Source organism: Pantoea cypripedii (genome assembly GCF_011395035.1).
Taxonomy (GTDB): domain Bacteria; phylum Pseudomonadota; class Gammaproteobacteria; order Enterobacterales; family Enterobacteriaceae; genus Pantoea; species Pantoea cypripedii_A.
This window is the reverse complement of the sequence record NZ_CP024768.1, coordinates 497873-516148: the sequence shown is the minus strand read 5'-3', so window position 1 is coordinate 516148 and position 18276 is coordinate 497873. Positions and strand designations below refer to the sequence as shown.

19 protein-coding genes are annotated in these 18276 nt (G+C 53.6%); 8 read left to right on the top strand and 11 right to left on the bottom strand.

What is annotated here, in order from left to right; genetic code table 11:
- The first annotated feature begins 105 nt into the window (after positions 1–105).
- Entirely contained in the window at positions 106–1356 is a 1251-nt protein-coding gene (gene entS, locus CUN67_RS02330; RefSeq protein ID WP_208713842.1) for an enterobactin transporter EntS, read from the top strand.
- Here the strand turns inward: entS and fepB are convergent.
- Positions 1351–2316: a Fe2+-enterobactin ABC transporter substrate-binding protein gene (fepB, locus tag CUN67_RS02325; protein ID WP_208713841.1), complete on the bottom strand. Its 966-nt coding sequence runs from the start codon at positions 2314–2316 to the stop codon at positions 1351–1353. The genes entS and fepB overlap by 6 nt on opposite strands.
- A 175-nt stretch (positions 2317–2491) precedes the next feature.
- On the opposite strand from fepB, the gene CUN67_RS02320 reads away from it, so the two are divergent.
- From CUN67_RS02320 to CUN67_RS02300, 5 genes are read left to right on the top strand one after another with little or no spacing between them, the layout of a single operon-like run.
- Positions 2492–3670 (top strand): isochorismate synthase, encoded by a 1179-nt coding sequence (locus CUN67_RS02320; RefSeq protein WP_208713840.1) that lies wholly within the window; start codon positions 2492–2494, stop codon positions 3668–3670.
- A 10-nt stretch (positions 3671–3680) separates the two neighbouring features.
- The gene (locus CUN67_RS02315; RefSeq protein WP_208713839.1) at positions 3681–5297 is read left to right on the top strand and encodes a (2,3-dihydroxybenzoyl)adenylate synthase; all 1617 of its coding nucleotides are present in this window, start codon (positions 3681–3683) and stop codon (positions 5295–5297) included.
- Positions 5298–5314: 17 nt separating this feature from the next.
- Entirely contained in the window at positions 5315–6166 is an 852-nt protein-coding gene (locus CUN67_RS02310; protein ID WP_208713838.1) for an isochorismatase family protein, read from the top strand.
- The gene (dhbA, locus tag CUN67_RS02305; RefSeq protein WP_208713837.1) at positions 6166–6924 is read left to right on the top strand and encodes a 2,3-dihydro-2,3-dihydroxybenzoate dehydrogenase; all 759 of its coding nucleotides are present in this window, start codon (positions 6166–6168) and stop codon (positions 6922–6924) included. The genes CUN67_RS02310 and dhbA overlap by 1 nt, the downstream gene beginning before the upstream one ends.
- Positions 6925–6927: 3 nt before the next feature.
- Positions 6928–7344 (top strand): hotdog fold thioesterase, encoded by a 417-nt coding sequence (locus CUN67_RS02300; RefSeq protein WP_208713836.1) that lies wholly within the window; start codon positions 6928–6930, stop codon positions 7342–7344.
- Positions 7345–7377: 33 nt separating this feature from the next.
- Here the strand turns inward: CUN67_RS02300 and CUN67_RS02295 are convergent, their stop codons facing one another.
- The 4 genes from CUN67_RS02295 to rplU form a co-directional block, all read right to left on the bottom strand.
- Positions 7378–10209: an SET domain-containing protein-lysine N-methyltransferase gene (locus tag CUN67_RS02295; RefSeq protein WP_208713835.1), complete on the bottom strand. Its 2832-nt coding sequence runs from the start codon at positions 10207–10209 to the stop codon at positions 7378–7380.
- A gap of 267 nt (positions 10210–10476) precedes the next feature.
- On the bottom strand, positions 10477–11652 hold the full coding sequence (cgtA, locus tag CUN67_RS02290; protein WP_208713834.1) for an Obg family GTPase CgtA: 1176 nt from the start codon (positions 11650–11652) through the stop codon (positions 10477–10479).
- 247 nt (positions 11653–11899) lie between these two features.
- The gene (gene rpmA / locus CUN67_RS02285) at positions 11900–12157 is read right to left on the bottom strand and encodes a 50S ribosomal protein L27 (RefSeq protein WP_017349604.1); all 258 of its coding nucleotides are present in this window, start codon (positions 12155–12157) and stop codon (positions 11900–11902) included.
- A 15-nt stretch (positions 12158–12172) separates the two neighbouring features.
- Positions 12173–12484, bottom strand: coding sequence for a 50S ribosomal protein L21 (gene rplU, locus CUN67_RS02280; protein WP_013507673.1), 312 nt, complete (start codon positions 12482–12484; stop codon positions 12173–12175).
- A 254-nt stretch (positions 12485–12738) separates the two neighbouring features.
- Here rplU and ispB point away from each other — a divergent pair, with 254 nt between their 5' ends.
- A complete protein-coding gene (ispB, locus tag CUN67_RS02275) occupies positions 12739–13710 on the top strand; it encodes an octaprenyl diphosphate synthase (protein ID WP_208713833.1) in 972 nt (323 codons plus the stop codon).
- Positions 13711–13950: 240 nt separating this feature from the next.
- Positions 13951–14235, top strand: a complete 285-nt coding sequence (locus CUN67_RS02270; protein WP_208717051.1) for a helix-turn-helix domain-containing protein — start codon at positions 13951–13953, stop codon at positions 14233–14235.
- 71 nt (positions 14236–14306) lie between these two features.
- Here CUN67_RS02270 and murA read toward each other — a convergent pair whose 3' ends face one another.
- The 6 genes from murA to mlaE all read right to left on the bottom strand — a co-directional run bounded on the left by murA (position 14307) and on the right by mlaE (position 18273).
- A complete protein-coding gene (gene murA / locus CUN67_RS02265; protein WP_208713832.1) occupies positions 14307–15566 on the bottom strand; it encodes a UDP-N-acetylglucosamine 1-carboxyvinyltransferase in 1260 nt (419 codons plus the stop codon).
- A gap of 63 nt (positions 15567–15629) precedes the next feature.
- Positions 15630–15887: a BolA family iron metabolism protein IbaG gene (gene ibaG / locus CUN67_RS02260; RefSeq protein WP_007886637.1), complete on the bottom strand. Its 258-nt coding sequence runs from the start codon at positions 15885–15887 to the stop codon at positions 15630–15632.
- 115 nt (positions 15888–16002) lie between these two features.
- Positions 16003–16308 (bottom strand): lipid asymmetry maintenance protein MlaB, encoded by a 306-nt coding sequence (gene mlaB, locus CUN67_RS02255; RefSeq protein ID WP_208713831.1) that lies wholly within the window; start codon positions 16306–16308, stop codon positions 16003–16005.
- Complete coding sequence (gene mlaC, locus CUN67_RS02250; RefSeq protein WP_208713830.1) at positions 16308–16940, bottom strand: phospholipid-binding protein MlaC; 633 nt, start codon at positions 16938–16940, stop codon at positions 16308–16310. Before mlaC ends, mlaB begins: the two co-directional genes overlap by 1 nt.
- Before the next feature lie 18 nt (positions 16941–16958).
- Entirely contained in the window at positions 16959–17486 is a 528-nt protein-coding gene (gene mlaD / locus CUN67_RS02245) for an outer membrane lipid asymmetry maintenance protein MlaD (protein ID WP_084872179.1), read from the bottom strand.
- A 4-nt stretch (positions 17487–17490) separates the two neighbouring features.
- Positions 17491–18273 (bottom strand): lipid asymmetry maintenance ABC transporter permease subunit MlaE, encoded by a 783-nt coding sequence (gene mlaE / locus CUN67_RS02240; protein WP_208713829.1) that lies wholly within the window; start codon positions 18271–18273, stop codon positions 17491–17493.
- Between the last annotated feature and the right edge of the window lie 3 nt (positions 18274–18276).

Genomic DNA, 18276 nt, shown 5'->3' with positions numbered 1-18276 from the left:
GGAAATATGATAATGATATTTGTTATCGTTATTACTCGTATTTGTCTATGTTATCATGACTCGCCTCACGGAAGATGAGGAAAATTGGTGCAAAAAGGCAAAGATATGAACAAACCCTCCCACTTTATTGATCTCTCCCTGCTTAAATCTCACCCGGCGTTTCGCGCGGTGTTTATCGCCCGTTTTATCTCGATTGTTGCCCTCGGCATGCTGGCAGTGGCGGTACCGGTACAAATTCAGCAGATGACGGCGTCATCCTGGCTGGTCGGTCTGGGGGTGACCGTGGCGGCCTGCGGCATGTTTATCGGTTTGCTGACCGGGGGCGTGCTGGCCGATCGTTATGAACGTAAGAAACTGATTTTATTCGCTCGTTCTACCTGCGGCCTTGGCTTTGTCGGGCTGGCAATTAACGCGGCATTGCCACACCCCTCACTGATGGCGGTTTATCTGCTGGGATTGTGGGATGGCTTCTTTGGTGCGATTGGCGTGACCGCGCTGCTGGCCGCGACACCGGCACTGGTTGGACGCGAAAACCTGATGCAGGCGGGTGCCCTGACCATGCTGACCGTGCGTTTCGGCTCAATTCTCTCCCCGGCAATCGCCGGCATGGTGATCGCCAGCGGCGGCGTGGTGTGGAACTTCGCGCTGGCAGCGGCGGGTACGCTGCTGACCGTACTGACGCTGCTCAAACTCCCGGTATTACCTATACCGCCGCAACCGCGTGAGAACCCCTTGAAATCACTGGCAACCGGTGTGCAGTTCCTGTTCAGCACACCGCTGGTGGGCATGGCGGCGCTGATCGGCGCGCTGGTGACGCTGGCCAGTGCCATCCGTGTGCTGTACCCGGCCCTGGCGCCACACTGGGAGGTCAGCGCGGACCGGCTGGGATTGATGTTTGCCGCCGTGCCGCTCGGCGCGGCGGTCGGTGCATTAACCAGTGGCCGACTGGCACACGCCAGCCGTCCGGGGCTGTTGATTATCAGCAGCGCGATAACCGCTTTCGTTGCGCTGGGGCTGTTTGGCCTGATGCCAACGTTCCCCCTGGCTTTGCTGTGTCTGGTGGCATTTGGCTACTTCAGCTCGATTACCAGCCTGGTGCAGTACACCATGATCCAGGCGTTAACGCCGGATGCACTCCTTGGGCGTATCAACAGTTTGTGGACGGCGCAGAATGTCACCGGCGATGCGTTGGGGGCGGCGATGATTGGTGCGATGGGGTCCTGGCTGCTGCCACAGCAGGCTGCAACGATGTTTGGCTGCGCGGCGGCCTTGCTGGGTGTGCTGATGTGGCTGCTGATGGGACGTTTACGCCGCTATCAACCGCCAGCGCCGACGCTGGCGGAAGACGCATCATGATTTAACGAATAACTTTTCCAGACGCGCCAGCAGATTGCTGGCGCTGTAGTAATCAAGGCGGAAGGTATCAGCCCCCAGCGCATACACCTGCTTGCCCTTCACCGCCTCGTTTTGTGCCAGGAAAGGGTTGCTCAGCACCGATTGCGTGGTCTTATCATCAGCAGCAAACAGCAGGAAGCTGTGCCCGGTCAGGCCGCTGGCGACGGTTTCACCCGATAGCTGAATGATATCTTTGCGCTGCCCCATGCTGTGACTCTGCTGAATCGTGGCCGGAGGCATCGCCAGCGTGAAACCGAGCTGCTGCAACAATTTTCCCTGAGCGGATTCTGCCGTCCACAGATTCACCGCACGCCCGTCACCGTTCCACACCATGGCGGAAACCGGCTGCGGTGGCAGCGTGATGGCTTTTTTCAGTGCCGCTTCACGATCGTCAAAAGCCTTAATACGTTGAGCCGCCTGTGCTTCATGGCCGGTGGCGTCACCGAGCAGCGTCACCAGATCCTGCCAGCTTTTATCGTCGTAGTTGATCACCAGGGTCGGGGCAATGGCAGACAGCTGGCTTACCAGCTTGATGGCGGAGTCATTGCCGGTGGCGCTGACGATAATCAGGTCCGGCGCTTCCGCCGCAACGGCTTCTGCACTGGCTTCACCAATATACAGACGCTTCACACCACGCTGTTTCGCCACCTCGCCCCACTGACGGAAGAACCCCTGAGCGTCAGAAAGACGGCTGTTGGGTGCAGTCGCCCCCGAGGCGATCACCGGCGCATCAATCGCCAGCAGCGACCCCGTCAGCGTGAGGCTGGTCGAGACAATGCGCTGCGGCGCTTTGCTGAGCGTGACGATGCCCTGCTCGGTTTGAATCTTGCGCGGCCAGCCCTGGTCGGCACGCGCGATGCTGCTGAACGCCTGCAAAATGAACAACAGGACAACCGTGCCCCATAAACCGCATTTATTCATAAGTTTTTAACCACCATTTAGCATATTTCCGCGTCCGGCGTGCGCGCCGGAAAGCGCCTAAAGATGACTGAGCACCCGCGAATCGATTGACTATTTAGCCCATTCGACGTAGGTTACAGACCATAATAAAAATGATAATCATTCTTAATAATCTTATCATTTATAGGTGAAAATTATGGTGGAATCGTCCACGTTTGAAAATGCCTGGCTGAAGGATTTTTCCGCCCTTTGTCGCGGATTCCTTTTTACCTCTCCCTGGCAGAGCCTGGTGACGCAGGGTTGTTACACCACCCTGACTGAGCCGGTGCAGGATGCTGCCGATTTACAGGGGCATTTTCAGCAGCAGCTGCGTCAGCACTTCGCTGCGGCTAAAAAGCAAGGTATTGAGAAACCGATTCTGGTGGGTGCCATCCCGTTTGATGCCAGCCAGCCTGCGGCGCTATTTATTCCTGAATCACATCAAACCTTTAAACGCGCCGATCTGCTGGCCGCGCTGCCCGCCACACCCGGTGCGCTGCCCGAGGTGCGTCGCCGCGCGGCCATACCGGATCACGATGTCTTTCTCAACATGGTGGCCGAGGCGGTTGCCGCCACCCAACGGGGCGATCTCGACAAGGTGGTGCTGTCGCGCCTGATGGATATCGTCACGGAACAACCGGTAGATAGCGCTGCACTGATGCAGCGGGTGATGGCGTTAAACCCCAACAGCTACCATTTCCATCTGCCCTTGCCGCAAGGCGGGGTACTGCTCGGTGCCAGCCCGGAACTGATGCTGCGTAAGCACGGACGTGATTTCAGCTCCTGCCCGCTGGCCGGTTCTGCTCGCCGTGATAATGATAGCCAGCGTGATCAAGCCGCTGGGGACACCCTGATGAACTCCGGTAAGGATCGGCACGAACATCAGCTGGTGACCGATGCGATGCGCGGCACACTGCAACCACGTAGTCGCCGGTTGTCGGTGCCGACGGTACCGTCGCTGATTACCACCTCCACCTTATGGCATCTCGCCACCCAGATAGACGGCGAAGTGCAGGACGAGCGCGACAATGCCCTGTCGCTGGCCTGTCTGCTCCATCCGACCCCGGCGCTGAGCGGTTTCCCGCATCAGCGCGCTCAGCAACTGATCCAGACGCTGGAGCCATTTGATCGCCAGTTATTCGGCGGCATTGTGGGCTGGTGCGATGACGCAGGCAATGGCGAATGGGTGGTCACTATTCGCTGCGGCACGGTGCACGATACGCACGTACGTCTGTTCGCCGGTGCGGGCATCGTTGCCGACTCTCAACCTGAATCAGAATGGCGTGAAACCGGCGTGAAGCTGGATACCATGCTGCGCGCCTTTGGACTGCAATAAAGGAAAGACCATGAGTATTCCCTACAACCGCTGGCCGGACACCCTGGCCGCGCGTTACCGCGAGAAAGGCTACTGGCTCGATGTGCCGATGACCGACATCCTGGCACGTCAGCAGCACAATGATGCTATCGCGGTTATCGATGGCGATCGTCACATCAGCTATCGCGAAATGCATCAGCTGACCGACAATCTGGCGGCGGCGCTGCAACGTCGCGGCCTGAAAACCGGCGATACTGCGCTGGTGCAACTCGGCAACGTGGCAGATTTTTACCTGACGCTGTTTGCCCTGTTCAAAATCGGCGTGGCACCGGTCAATGCGCTGTTCAGCCATCAGCGTACCGAACTGACCGCCTATGCTGCGCAGATTGAACCGGTGCTGCTGATTGCCGACCGCAGCCATCCGCTATTTGCCGATGACAGCTTTATCGCTACGCTGTGCCGCTCGCATCCGTCGCTGCAACAGGTGATCCTGCGCAACGATCATCAGCCGGAAAACACTCTCGAAGCATTACTGGCTGAAGCTGCCGGTGACTTTTCACCGACGCCGAGCGCCGGTGATGAAGTAGCATTCTTCCAGCTTTCAGGCGGCAGTACCGGCACGCCAAAACTGATCCCGCGCACCCACAATGACTACTACTACAGCATTCGTGGCAGCGTTGAGATTTGCGCCGTGACGGATCGCACCCGTTATCTGGTGGCGTTACCTGCTGCGCATAACTTCCCGATGAGCTCTCCGGGCGCACTCGGCGTCTTTTATGCCGGTGGCCAGGTGGTGCTGGCCGCCGATCCCAGCGCCACGCTGTGCTTTCCCCTCATCGAAAAACATCAGATCACCGACACCGGCCTCGTCCCCCCGGCGGTAAGCCTGTGGTTGCAGGCGATTCAGGAATGGGGCAGCAATAAACAGCTGGCTTCACTCGAACGTATGCAGGTAGGCGGTGCCAAGCTGGGTGAAACCCTCGCCGCGCGGATTCAGCAGGAAATCGGTTGCAGGCTGCAACAGGTGTTCGGCATGGCAGAAGGCCTGGTGAATTACACCCGCTTCGATGATGACGAAAAAACCATCCTCACCACCCAGGGTCGCCCGATTTCTGACGATGATGAAGTCTGGGTGGCTGACGCCGAGGGCAATGCCCTGCCGAACGGTGAAGTGGGCCGGTTGATGACGCGCGGACCCTATACCTTCCGTGGCTACTACCGCAGCCCGGAGCATAACGCCGCCAGCTTTGATGCCGACGGATTTTACTGTTCCGGCGATCTGATTGAGATCAACCCACAGGGTTACATCACCGTGCAGGGGCGCGAGAAAGATCAGATCAACCGTGGCGGCGAGAAGATCGCGGCGGAAGAGATCGAAAACCTGCTGCAACGGCACCCGGATGTGATCCACGCCGCGCTGGTATCGATGAACGATGAGCTGATGGGTGAAAAAAGCTGCGCCTTTATCGTCGCCAGCCAGCCGATTAAACCGGTGGCGCTGCGTCGCCATCTGCGCGAGCTGGGCGTTGCCGAGTTCAAATTACCCGATCGTATTACCTGCGTAGACGCCCTGCCGCTGACCCCGGTTGGCAAGGTGGATAAAAAACGTTTGCGCCAACAGCTTGCCGATCAACAAGCGCAAGCCTGACCTGTTCCGGAGATTGTATGGCTATTCCAAAATTGACCGCTTATCCGCTGCCAACCGCTACCGAGTTGCCTGTCAACAAGGTGAAGTGGAGCCTGGAGCCGCAACGCGCGGCACTGCTGATTCACGATATGCAGGCCTATTTCCTTAACTTTTGGGGCGAAAACAGCCCGCTGGTGAATCAGGTCGTCGAAAACATTGCGCGTCTGCGTGCGTACTGCAAAGCACAAGGCATTCCGGTGTTCTACACCGCGCAGCCAAATGAGCAGAGCGATGAGGATCGCGCGCTGCTCAACGATATGTGGGGACCGGGCCTGAACAAACATCCCGATCAACAGAAGATCGTCGATGCGCTGGCCCCGGATCAGGATGATCAGGTGCTGACCAAATGGCGCTACAGCGCTTTCCACCGTTCACCGCTGGAATCGATCCTGCAAGAGATGGGCCGCGATCAGCTGATCATTACTGGCGTTTACGCCCATATTGGCTGCCTGACCACCGCGACCGATGCCTTTATGCGCAACATCCAGCCATTTATGGTGGCGGATGCGCTGGCTGACTTCACCCGTGAAGAACATATGATGGCGCTGACCTACACCGCAGGCCGCAGCGGCAAAGTGGTGATGACCGCTGATCTGATGCCGTTACCACTCTCCAAAGATGATCTGCGTGCGCTGATCCTGCCGCTGCTGGAAGATGATGATGTGCCGGAAGATGATGAGAACCTGATTGATTATGGTCTTGATTCCGTGCGGGTGATGGCACTGGCCGCTCGCTGGCGTCAGGTGCATAGCGATATCGATTTCGTCAGCCTCGCCAAAAACCCCAGCATTGATGGCTGGTGGGCGCTGCTGTCACGGGAGCGTGCGTAATGAGCCTGCCTTTCGATTTCCGCGGGAAAATTGTCTGGGTCACCGGTGCCGGTAAAGGTATCGGCTACCATACCGCCCTCGCCTTTCATCAGGCGGGGGCGCAGGTAGTCGGCTTCGATCTGCGTTTTGATCAGCCGGAATATCCCTTCTCCTGCCAGGTGATGAACGTGGCTGATGCCGCCGAGGTGAAATCCGTCTGCCAGCGACTGCTGGCCGAACAACCACGTCTCGATGTGCTGGTGAATGGTGCCGGGATTCTGCGTATCGGCAGCACCGAAGAACTGGCGTTTGAGGACTGGCAGGCATGCCTGGCCGTCAATGCGGGCGGGGCATTCAATATGTTCCAGCAAACGCTGCCGGTGTTCCGCCAGCAGCGTGCTGGCGCCATCGTCACTATCGCCTCCAATGCCGCCCATGCGCCGCGTCTCGGCATGTCCGCCTATGGCGCGTCAAAAGCGGCATTGCGCAGCCTGTGCCTCACCGTCGGCCTGGAAATGGCCCCGCTCGGCGTGCGTTGCAACATCGTTTCACCCGGTTCTACCGATACCGATATGCAGCGCAGCCTGTGGCATACGCCGGAAGCCGAGCAGGAGATGATCAACGGCTTCCAGGATCAGTACAAACTGGGGATCCCGTTGCGCAAGATCGCAAAACCCCAGGAGATCGCGGCCAACATTTTGTTCCTCGCTTCGGATCTTGCCAGCCATGTGGTGTTGCAGGATATTGTGGTCGACGGTGGCGCAACACTGGGAGCCTGATGCATGGCAATCTGGAAACGATCGTTCGACCTGGATGCACTCAACAAAGTCGGTGAAAACTCGCTGGTGGCCCATCTCGGCATTGTGTTTACCGTGATTGGCGACGATTACCTCGAAGCCACCATGCCGGTGGATGCGCGAACGCAGCAACCGTTTGGTCTGCTGCACGGCGGTGCGTCGGTGGTGCTGGCGGAATCGATGGGGTCGATTGCCGGTTATCTCAGCGTGGAAGAGGGAAAAAGCGTGGTGGGTATAGAGGTGAGCGCCAGCCACCATCGCGCAGTCAGCAGCGGCGAAGTGCGCGGTATCTGCCGCCCGCTGCATCTTGGCGCGCGTAATCAATGCTGGCAGATTGAGATTCGCAATGGACGCGATCAGTTGTGCTGTAGTACCCGCCTGACAGTGGCGGTGCTGGGTTAGAATATCGGTGAGCACCCTGGTGCTCACCTTTCATTATTTACCCGTGGCGGCAAACGACTTCTTCTTATATTTTGCTTTGCCTCTGAGCGTCAGCTTGCCAGTAAAACCGATATAGCGCACCAGCCGTCTTACCTGTATTCCCACTTGATCACAATATTCGGTGAACGCTTGCTGATTATATTCTTTGGTCGATTTTTTATATCCGTCAATGATATCCGTCGTAATCCTTTTAAAAGAATAGGGTTTTTCAGGTGCCCCACTCTGAGCAATTAAGGCATTAATTTCCTCTTTGGTTATCCCGCGCCCCAGTAAGAAAATCTTCCCATCATCTTTAAACACGTTTTTGACCATCACCTTTTGCCGGAAAGGTTCATAGCTTACTTTGTATTTACGGCTGAATTTTTCAATAGAGTTTCTTTCATTACGCTCTTCCTGGGTGAGTGCCGCCCACTTCCGCATTGCCGCTATCATCTCTTCGTTTTGTTGTTCGATTTTCATAATTTTTTCACCTGGTTTTTTTAGACCATTTGTGGTGGCATAAACCTGCAACGTATAACGGCTGATATTGTTTTTTTCACAAAAAGTGGTGGCCGTACCATAATTTTTTCGAACATTCCCCATATCTATCCACTCCCTGATAAGATCGGCGGTTATCCTGTCATCCTGACCAGGCTGCCGGTTAAGCACCATTCTGCCACGGGCGGTAAATTTATTATCGGCAAAAAAATAATGGAGCTTACTCTCGTCGAGATTATTTTTTAAGCAAAATGCCAGCAAGTTTTCCTGAGAGAGTTCAGAATTATTTTTCACTAACAGTTCTTTCAACGCCTTCATATGTTCGGGTTTAAAATAATTTTGTCCCTCTATCTGATTGCGGGCGTAATTTTCTATTCTTTGCAGACTTTTCATGCCACGAGCGTTAATCCCTGGTTTACGAAGTACAGAATCAAGCGTTTCAAAAAGGACATTATATTTTTTTGCTAACGCTTCTCTTGCTCCAGGTTTCGCGCGTTCTTCATCCGTTTTGCTCAGCCAATCATTAATGGCTTCTTTGGGGTTGGCGAACTTATGCCCTTCAGACAACTGAATGCGTTGTTGCGCGCGTAAGGTCAACTTACCGCCAAAGGTAATGTATTTCATGGCGGTAGCAGGCACCAGACGATGTTGTTTAATAAATTTATTTCTGCTTCTCTGTGATACGGGTATTTTTTTGAATTCCCTTAAAATATCAGCCGTGATTACACCTTTTTGTTGCGGGGGAAGCTGTGCCGTTACTGATGCATCTTCATTAGATTCTGTTTCTTTTTCAAAAGACTTTATACTTTGGATCCTTTTTTCTAAATCTTCCGCTAACTGTCTGTTGTTGTGTGGCAGGTTTTGAATAAGTTTTCTTATATCTTCCCGTAAATCATGACCATAAATACCCGTTATCATCGTATCCGTCAGCGGTTTACCCTGGAGGTTTTTATCCTTGCGTCCTTTGAATAACGCAAAAGCTGCAGCATCCGTCATACAAAAACCGGTTTTACCAATGAGTTGTACCCGGCTTTTTTTCGTATCCAGCCGGTAAACATCATCTGCCAGGGTAAAACGTACATTGCCCACGGGGGACCAAAGCGCATTATAATGATTTTCATACGGGACATATTGAATAACGGCCAGATTACGGCCTGAATGAATGATTTCTTTATGATCCACAACCTCACCATTTGAGGAATCAATAACCGAAACCACCATATCACCCTGACATTTTTCATCATCCTCTGGATCTCTTTTGGTAATAACCAGCAGGGCATTGAGTTTACGAAAACTGTCTGATAACGCGATCAACTGCGGTAACACTTCAAAGCTGGCATCGACCCAGCTGTCTGCATTGCCAATATTTTCCGCCAGCCATGATAATCCACGGGGAAGCTCCTCTGGTCGTCCTTCTCCAGCAGAGAAGTCCTCTGCTTCTGTCTTAATTACAGGTGGGTGGTGTTTGATTATTTTGTATCTGGGGCCATAATTGATCAGTAATGGTTCCTCTTTTTCGATATCACGAATGGCCATATAAACAATAATATTTTTTCCCGCCCGCATCGCCATCAGGTTATTTTTATCAGAAGGAATGACTCTATCATCCTGGACCTGGGCCGTATTCACAAAGGCCAGACTTGTGTTTTTCAGATGCCCTGCAATGCCACTAAATACATTTACCGGCTTTCGTCGAAAGCCACTTTTAGATCTGGGTCTGTGGCCCTGAGTCTCAAAAAAATACGTTGGACAATGGCTGTCGCCGCTGGCATACATTTCACCACATTGCGCGCTATTCCTGAGAATAAATCCACCATACAAATCCGGTAAAACCTCACCTAACCTGATAGTTCTGGCAGCCTTTAAGCCGAAACCCAATTCAGGGTGTTGTTCATCACTAAATAGATGGTAACAACCCGCACCAGCCTTTCCTGCCCTCCCTTCCTGAATATCCTTAACGAGGCTACGTATCTGCCGTGTCGCGGAAGCTATGATTTTTTTCGACAGGAGTTTTTTATCAGCAACATTAATTTCTAAATTGTCTGCATCAATATGTATTAATTCCTCCCGCAATGGCCCCTGCCTGATCCCTAATGCTTCCAGCTCATCATCTTTATGTAACAAGACTGGCATTTCTCCGGGACGAGGCTGATGGTAAAGATTCACAGCATCCTCTTCACCGGGCTCCTGTTTTATATTGAGGGGGTTATTCATATCCGGAACGTCGGATATATTCGCCTGGTCAACAAAAGATATTTTTTTAGCTAGCGTTGATGTGAATGCTGGCATATTCGCGGGTGCAGAAATTGAAGAAGGAGCGGAAGGCGTTAATCTTTCGACAGGTTGCATTTAGGTTCCTTTTAAATACACGGGCGTGATTGCCGAAGCGTCCTTATCCTGGTCGCTGGTGCTGGCTGTGCTGATCAATGGCGATCCTGGCACAATACCTCGTTGCGAAACGGTGCCTGATGCACAAAATGCAAATGAAGGGAAAGGTGGAGCAGCGCGACTGGATATCTTGCCTGCTGGCACTCACATCCGACGCAAAAAAAATCTGGCAGTGACCGAAGTCACTGCCAGATCAGATCTTAACTTATACCGCTGAGATAACGCAGATTAACGCTGATAGATGATTTCGACGCCTTCGTCGTCATCCTCGTCCCAGTCATCATCCCAGTCGTCGTCTTCTTCCACTTCCTGGGCGTTTTCCATGGCTTCACGGTGATAATCATCCCACATGAAGGCCACTTTCTCCGGCTGCTTCTCTTCTGTTTCCGCTTCTTTCGGATTGGCGATGATGAAGCTCATCACGTCCCAGCACAGCTCATTGACACCATCACGGCTGGCAGCAGAAATCAGATAGTATTTCTCTTCCCAACCTAACGCGTCTGCAATGGCTTTAGCGCGGCTTTCCGCTTCTTCACGGCTCAGCAGGTCAGTTTTGTTAAACACCAGCCAGCGCGGCTTCTGATACAGTTTATCGCTGTATTTTTCCAGCTCGCCAAGGATAATGCGCGCGTTTTCAACCGGATCCGACTCATCAATCGGTGCGATGTCGATCAGGTGCAGCAGGACGCGGCAGCGTTCAAGGTGTTTCAGGAAGCGAATACCGAGGCCCGCACCTTCCGCAGCACCTTCAATCAGGCCTGGGATGTCGGCAACCACGAAGCTTTTTTCGCTATCCATACGCACCACGCCAAGGCTCGGCACCAGGGTGGTAAACGGATAATCTGCGACTTTCGGCTTAGCTGCAGAAACCGCGCGAATAAAGGTCGATTTACCGGCATTCGGCAAGCCAAGCATGCCGACGTCAGCCAGCAGCATCAGCTCCAGCTGCAGGTCACGTTTTTCACCTGGTGTACCCATGGTTTTCTGGCGTGGTGAACGGTTAACCGAAGATTTAAAACGGCTGTTACCCAGGCCATGCCAGCCACCTTTGGCAACCATCAGTTGCTGTTCGTGGCGGGTCATATCGCCCAGCGTTTCGCCGGTGCCCTGGTCAATAACACGCGTACCTACCGGGACTTTAACGATGATATCTTTACCGCGTTTGCCGGTGCAGTCACGGCTCTGGCCATTCTGACCACGTTCAGCACGGAAAGATTTTTCGAAACGATAATCGATCAGGGTATTGAGGTTTTCATCCGCCAGCAGGTAGACATCGCCGCCATCGCCGCCATCGCCGCCGTCCGGGCCGCCTTTCGGAATGTATTTTTCGCGGCGGAAGCTAACGCAACCATTACCGCCATCACCCGCGACCACCAGGATCGTCGCTTCATCAACAAACTTCATTTTCTATCTCCGTCACACTGTCGTTCGCGGCAGATCTCTGACGACGAACGGGTCCGCCAGGGTCTTCTGCGCTGACCGGCGGCGGATAATACAGGATTGGCAATGCCATGTGTACATAAATTGTACAGCAATCTGCGCGAGGATGCAGGGCTTACACGCACTCCGCAACAGAATGTAAAAAGCCCCGCAAAGCTGCGGGGCCTTTCATTCGTTCGTTCAGACGTTAACCGTCTGCGTCACGACAACCTTACTCAGCAACGATGCTGATGTATTTACGGTTGTTCGGACCTTTAACTTCGAATTTCACTTTGCCGTCTGCGGTAGCAAACAGGGTGTGGTCACGACCACAGCCTACGTTGGTACCGGCGTGGAATTTAGTACCACGCTGACGAACGATGATGCTACCTGCCAGAACAGATTCACCACCGAAACGTTTTACACCCAGACGTTTTGCATTGGAGTCACGACCGTTACGAGTCGAGCCACCAGCCTTTTTATGTGCCATTTGTCAGATCTCCTCTTAGGCGCTGATGCCAGTGATTTTCACATCAGTGAACCACTGACGGTGGCCTTGCTGCTTACGGTAGTGCTTACGACGACGAAACTTAACGATCTTAATTTTCTCGCCACGACCGTGAGCAACCACTTCTGCTTTGATCACACCGCCTGAAACCAGTGGCGCGCCGATTTTCACGTCTTCGCCATTTGCAATCATCAGAACCTGGTCAAACTCGATGGTTTCACCGGTTGCGATGTCCAGCTTTTCCAGGCGAACGGTCTGACCTTCGCTTACTCGGTGTTGTTTACCACCACTTTGGAAAACCGCGTACATATAAAACTCCGCTTCTGCGCATGCCTTTCTGTTAATCAGGCGGCGCTATAAATATTCACAATAGGGCGCGAATTCTACGCAAATCTCCGGCAGAAGACAAGTGCACTTTGCACTCTCTTGCAGAAAAAAAGCGCAGGATGAATGCAAACGTTTATCAACCCGATTTTTCAAGTACAATCAGTAACAGATTACCTGAACTCACGCTGGGTAAAAGCGCTTACCATGCCGAAAACGAGTCATAGCTGAACAGACGAATGAACTTAGAACAGATTAACGAATTAACCGCGCAGGACATGGCGGCCGTCAACCAGACCATCCTCGACCAGCTGAATTCAGATGTCTCGCTGATTAACCAGTTGGGCCATTACATCATTGGCGGCGGTGGAAAACGCATTCGCCCGATGATAGCCGTGTTGTCTGCACGTGCACTGAATTACCAGGGTTCGCAACATATCACCAATGCGGCGCTGATCGAATTTATCCACACCGCCACGCTGCTGCATGACGATGTCGTGGATGAATCCGATATGCGCCGTGGTAAAGCCACGGCCAATGCGGCATTTGGCAATGCCGCCAGTGTGCTGGTAGGTGATTTTATCTACACCCGTGCTTTCCAGATGATGACCAGCATGGGATCCCTGAAGATCCTCGCGCTGATGTCTGAAGCGGTGAATGTCATCTCCGAAGGCGAAGTGTTGCAGTTGATGAACGTCAACGATCCGGACATCACTGAAGAAAATTACATGCGGGTGATCTACAGCAAAACCGCACGCCTGTTTGAAGCCGCTTCACAGGCATCGGCGGTGCTGGCCGAGGCCACCCCAGCGCAGGAAAAAGCCTTGCAGGATTATGGACGTTATATTGGCACCGCTTTCCAGTTAATTGACGATTTACTGGATTACGGTGCTGATGGCGAGACGCTGGGCAAAAACACCGGCGATGACCTGAGCGAAGGCAAACCCACCCTGCCCCTGCTGCATGCGATGCGTAACGGTTCACCCGAACAGGCACAGATGATCCGCCATGCGATTGAAGAAGGTAACGGTCGCCATTTACTGGAGCCGGTACTGGAAACCATGCGGCAATGTGGTTCGCTGGAATGGACGCGTCAGCGCGCGGAAGAAGAAGCCGACAAAGCGATTGCTGCCCTGAAAGTGCTGCCAGAAACCCCATGGCGTAGTGCACTTGAAGCTTTAGCCCACATGTCTGTACAACGCGATTATTAATCCCTGTGGGGCCAACCCTGGCCCCTTGCCTGCCTGCTCCCACTTCCCTCGTTCGCCATTTGCATCGTTTGCAGTTCTTTTGCGAAACACTTCTCAGCTACAAGCAATAGTTACGATTTTACTGGAAACTTATGGAATGTATTTGCTATATAGTTCCATATCTTTCCAGATGTACCTGCCCTGGGAAGAATCATTCATCCACAGGATGAGAAGATGACATGGACATGGAGAAGAACGTTTATGCATGCATGGAAACAAGACTGGCACCCGGCAGACATCATTGCACAGCTGCGTAAGAAAGGAACCACAATGGCGGCGTTATCACGTAAGTCAGGCCTGAGTTCATCGACGCTGGCGAATGCTATTTCCCGTTCCTGGCCCAAGGGAGAATGGTTGATCGCCAACGCGTTGAATGTCCACCCTGCGGAGATCTGGCCAAGCCGTTATTTTGATCCTAAGACTCAGCGTCTGCGGAAACGCAAAGGACGTCCGAAGCAAAAAAAAGCGCCCAAATACGCAGAATGATGCTCGTGTAGCCCAAAAAAAACCAGCCGCAGGATGGGCTGGTTTTCTTATTGGAGCCGGGAAGAAGAGGATTATTCGCCGCTGATACGCTCGATATTTGCGCCCATGGCTTTCAGCTTATCTTCAATGTGCTCGTAACCACGATCGATGTGGTAAATACGATCGACCAGCGTGGTGCCTTCCGCAATACAACCCGCCAGAACCAGGCTGGCTGATGCGCGTAAATCGGTCGCCATGACCTGCGCTCCCGATAACTTGTCCACACCGTGACAAATTGCGGTGTTGCTTTCGATCTCCGCATGCGCTCCCATACGAATCAGCTCAGGGATATGCATAAAGCGGTTTTCGAAGATAGTTTCGGTGATGACGCCAGTGCCTTCGGCCACCAGGTTAAGCAGCGTGAATTGCGCCTGCATATCGGTCGGGAAGCCCGGATGCGGAGCCGTGCGCACGTTGACCGCTTTTGGCCGCTTGCCGTGCATATCAAGGCTAATCCAGTCTTCACCGGTTTCAATATCTGCACCCGCATCACGCAGTTTCGCCAGTACCGCATCCAGGGTATCAGGCTGAGTATTGCGGCAGACCACTTTGCCACGCGAAATCGCGGCAGCAACGAGGAAAGTACCGGTTTCGATACGGTCTGGCAGGACACGATAGACACCGCCACCCAGACGTTCTACGCCTTCGATGGTGATTTTGTCGGTACCGGCACCGCTGATTTTTGCACCCAGGGTGTTGAGGAAGTTCGCTGTATCAACGATTTCCGGCTCACGCGCTGCGTTTTCAATAATGGTGGTGCCGGTCGCCAGCGTTGCCGCACTCATGATGGTCACCGTGGCACCTACGCTCACTTTGTCCATCACGATATGCGCGCCTTTCAGACGGCCATCAACCGAGGCTTTGACATAACCCTCTTCCAGTTTGATCTCCGCACCCAGCTGCTCAAGGCCGGTGATGTGCAGATCAACCGGACGCGCGCCAATGGCACAACCACCCGGCAGCGAAACCTGCCCCTGACCAAAACGCGCAACCAGTGGCCCCAGCGCCCAGATCGAAGCACGCATGGTTTTCACCAGGTCATAAGGCGCGCAGAAGACATTAACTTCGCGCGCATCAACATGCACCGAACCATTACGCTCAACCTGCGCACCCAGCTGGCTCAGCAGCTTCATGGTGGTGTCGATGTCACGCAGTTTCGGCACATTCTGAATCTCTACCGGCTCTTCTGCCAGCAATGCTGCAAACAGAATAGGCAGCGCAGCGTTCTTCGCCCCGGAAATGGTCACTTCACCACTTAAACGGGTGGGGCCTTGCACACGAAATTTGTCCATTAACACGGTTCTCAATTATCAATCAAACAAGCCCGCCTGCGCGGGAGCACCACAGCAGTGCGCTTAGAAACCGTTAAGTTTACGATCGCGCGCCCACTCGGCAGGAGTATAAGTCTTTATGGAAACCGCATGAATGCGATTATCCGCAATGTATTCCATCAGTGGCGCATACACAGCCTGCTGCTTTTTAACCCGGCTCAGCTCACCGAACATCTCACCGACCGCAATCACCTGAAAGTGGCTACCGTCGTTGCTGAGAACATGCACTTCTTCTAATGGCAACGCCTGCATCAGCACCGCCTGAACTTCACTATTTTCCATCGCTCTTTGCTTCAAGTTGATAATAATAAGGCAGACATCTTAGAGGAAAGCGCCTGACTCTTAAATACGCAAAAGCCCCTGAATAAATCAGGGGCTTTATCATTAAGGGCAATGATCAGGCTATTTTTTCCGCAGAAACAATAATCTGCTGCAGGTTATACAGCGTAATCAGTGACTGAAGTTTATCCGTGATGCCGCTAAAGAGCGGCGTGCTGCCCTGCGCCCGGGCAATCTCACGCAAATGAACCAGCAACGCCAGTCCTGCCGAGTCCACCCTGTCGAGGGCTGCCACATCAATGGTATCAATATCAACCATTGCCGTTTCCCGCTCATGCCACAAGGACAACAAGGTATCACGGTCCAGCTTGCCGCTCAGGGCCAGCGTGCTGGCAGTACGCTGCCAGCGTAACGGTTCGCTCATTATTGCTGCTTATCCAGAGAGATTGGCTGAGCCGCTGATGCTTTCAGCTGAGCAGTCAGACCATCGATACCTTTGGTGCGCAGCAAATCGCCCCACTCATTCTGTTTGGTGGTGATCATGCTGATGCCTTCGGCCACCATGTCGTAGGCTTGCCAGTTACCGGTACGGCTGTTTTTACGCCACTGGAAATCAAGGCGCACCGGCGGGCGACCGTTCGGATCGAGGATGGTGACACGGATGGCCACAATATCGGCATCGCCGATCGGCTGTTCGGGCTGAATTTGATAAGTCTGACCGTGGTAAAGAGCCAGCGCCTGGCCGTATGCCTGGGCCAGATAATCGCCAAATGCCGCGAAGTAAGCATCACGCTGTGCCGGTGTCGCATCACGGTAGTAGCGACCTAACACCAGCGCACCCGCATATTTGATCTGCACGTAGGGCAGCAGTTCCTGACGCACGATATCGCGCAAATAGTCAGGATTCTGCTTGATCTTAGGTTGCTCGTTCTTCAGTCGGGTGAAGGTTTTTGCCGCGGCTTCATCCATCAGTTTATAAGGATTGCTCTGGTCCGCTGCCGTAGCGGCCAGTGGAACGATGGCCAGCATGGCAATCATCAGTAAACGTTTAAACATCGTGTTTTACCTCTGGGGTTATTCAGTTGCTGCAGGCGCGCTCTCCGCACCCTGTTGTTTGTTATCGTTTTTGTTGTCGCCGCTCTTGTAAAGGAACTGGCCAATCAAATCTTCCAGCACCATCGCTGATTTGGTATCACGCAGCGTACCGCCATCTTTCAGCATAGACGAACCCAAATCCGGGTCATCAAAGCCAAGATTGAGCGCCAGGAACTGTTCACCCAGTAATCCCTGGGTACGAATCGCCAGTGAGCTGGTGTCCGGTATTTTGTTTGCGTATTGGTCGCTGATGTCCATGGTGACACGTGGCGACAGGGTTTTGTCATCCAGCGAAATATCGGTCACCCGGCCAATCACTACGCCGCCAATCTTGACCGGCGAGCTCACTTTCAGGCCGCCGATGTTATCGAAAGTGGCATACAGCTTCCATGTGGGTTCAGTACCCAGCGATTTCAGGTCAGCAACACGCAGGCTGAGAAACAGCAGCGCCAGCAGAGCCAGCAGCATGAAGACGCCTACCCAAATTTCGTTTTTCTTGCTTTGCATTGCATCATTTCCCAAACATCAGTGCTGTCAGCACAAAATCCAAACCGAGTACCGCCAGTGAAGCATGTACCACGGTACGCGTCGTCGCCCGGCTGATCCCCTCCGACGTGGGGATAGCATCATAACCGTTGAACAGCGCAATCCATGTCACCGTAATGGCGAAGACTGCGCTTTTGATAATGCAGTTGAGGACATCAGTACGGAAATCCACCGCGTTCTGCATCGCTGACCAGAAGAAGCCAGGATCGATGCCTTTCCAGCTCACCCCAACCAGCGCGCCACCGGCAATCCCCACCGCTGTAAAAATCAGCGCCAGCAGCGGCATACTGATGAAACCGGCCCAGAAGCGTGGTGACACCACGCGTCGCAAGGGGTCAACCGCCATCATTTCCATGCTGGAAAGTTGCTCTGTGGCTTTCATCAGGCCAATTTCTGCGGTCAGCGCCGAACCGGCACGCCCGGCAAACAACAGCGCGGTGACCACCGGGCCAAGTTCGCGCAGCAGTGACAGCGCCACTAACATGCCGAGGCTGGTTTCCGCGCTGTAGGTGGTCAGGACCAGATAGCCCTGCAACCCAAGCACCATACCGATAAACAACCCGGAGACCATAATGATCAGCAGGGACATCACGCCCACGCTGTAGAGTTGCTTGATCAGCAACGGCGCATGTTTGCGAAACGCCGGTTTACCCACCAGCGCATGAAACAGCATCATCCCTGCCCGGCCAAATGCCGCACAGGTGTTAATCCCCTGACGTCCAAGTGACGCCAGCGCCTTTAACAACATCAG

Bases quoted from the DNA above. Each gene is read 5' to 3' on its own strand.
- mlaE (WP_208713829.1), bottom strand. From the start codon at position 18,273: ATGTTGTTAAAGGCGCTGGCGTCACTTGGACGTCAGGGGATTAACACC.
- entS (WP_208713842.1), top strand. From the start codon at position 106: ATGAACAAACCCTCCCACTTTATTGATCTCTCCCTGCTTAAATCTCAC.
- dhbA (WP_208713837.1), top strand. From the start codon at position 6,166: ATGAGCCTGCCTTTCGATTTCCGCGGGAAAATTGTCTGGGTCACCGGT.
- mlaC (WP_208713830.1), bottom strand. From the start codon at position 16,940: ATGTTTAAACGTTTACTGATGATTGCCATGCTGGCCATCGTTCCACTG.
- rpmA (WP_017349604.1), bottom strand. From the start codon at position 12,157: ATGGCACATAAAAAGGCTGGTGGCTCGACTCGTAACGGTCGTGACTCC.
- CUN67_RS02320 (WP_208713840.1), top strand. From the start codon at position 2,492: ATGGTGGAATCGTCCACGTTTGAAAATGCCTGGCTGAAGGATTTTTCC.
- mlaB (WP_208713831.1), bottom strand. From the start codon at position 16,308: ATGAGCGAACCGTTACGCTGGCAGCGTACTGCCAGCACGCTGGCCCTG.
- rplU (WP_013507673.1), bottom strand. From the start codon at position 12,484: ATGTACGCGGTTTTCCAAAGTGGTGGTAAACAACACCGAGTAAGCGAA.
- ispB (WP_208713833.1), top strand. From the start codon at position 12,739: ATGAACTTAGAACAGATTAACGAATTAACCGCGCAGGACATGGCGGCC.
- CUN67_RS02295 (WP_208713835.1), bottom strand. From the start codon at position 10,209: ATGCAACCTGTCGAAAGATTAACGCCTTCCGCTCCTTCTTCAATTTCT.
- CUN67_RS02270 (WP_208717051.1), top strand. From the start codon at position 13,951: ATGCATGCATGGAAACAAGACTGGCACCCGGCAGACATCATTGCACAG.
- murA (WP_208713832.1), bottom strand. From the start codon at position 15,566: ATGGACAAATTTCGTGTGCAAGGCCCCACCCGTTTAAGTGGTGAAGTG.
- CUN67_RS02310 (WP_208713838.1), top strand. From the start codon at position 5,315: ATGGCTATTCCAAAATTGACCGCTTATCCGCTGCCAACCGCTACCGAG.
- ibaG (WP_007886637.1), bottom strand. From the start codon at position 15,887: ATGGAAAATAGTGAAGTTCAGGCGGTGCTGATGCAGGCGTTGCCATTA.
- mlaD (WP_084872179.1), bottom strand. From the start codon at position 17,486: ATGCAAAGCAAGAAAAACGAAATTTGGGTAGGCGTCTTCATGCTGCTG.
- CUN67_RS02300 (WP_208713836.1), top strand. From the start codon at position 6,928: ATGGCAATCTGGAAACGATCGTTCGACCTGGATGCACTCAACAAAGTC.
- fepB (WP_208713841.1), bottom strand. From the start codon at position 2,316: ATGAATAAATGCGGTTTATGGGGCACGGTTGTCCTGTTGTTCATTTTG.
- cgtA (WP_208713834.1), bottom strand. From the start codon at position 11,652: ATGAAGTTTGTTGATGAAGCGACGATCCTGGTGGTCGCGGGTGATGGC.
- CUN67_RS02315 (WP_208713839.1), top strand. From the start codon at position 3,681: ATGAGTATTCCCTACAACCGCTGGCCGGACACCCTGGCCGCGCGTTAC.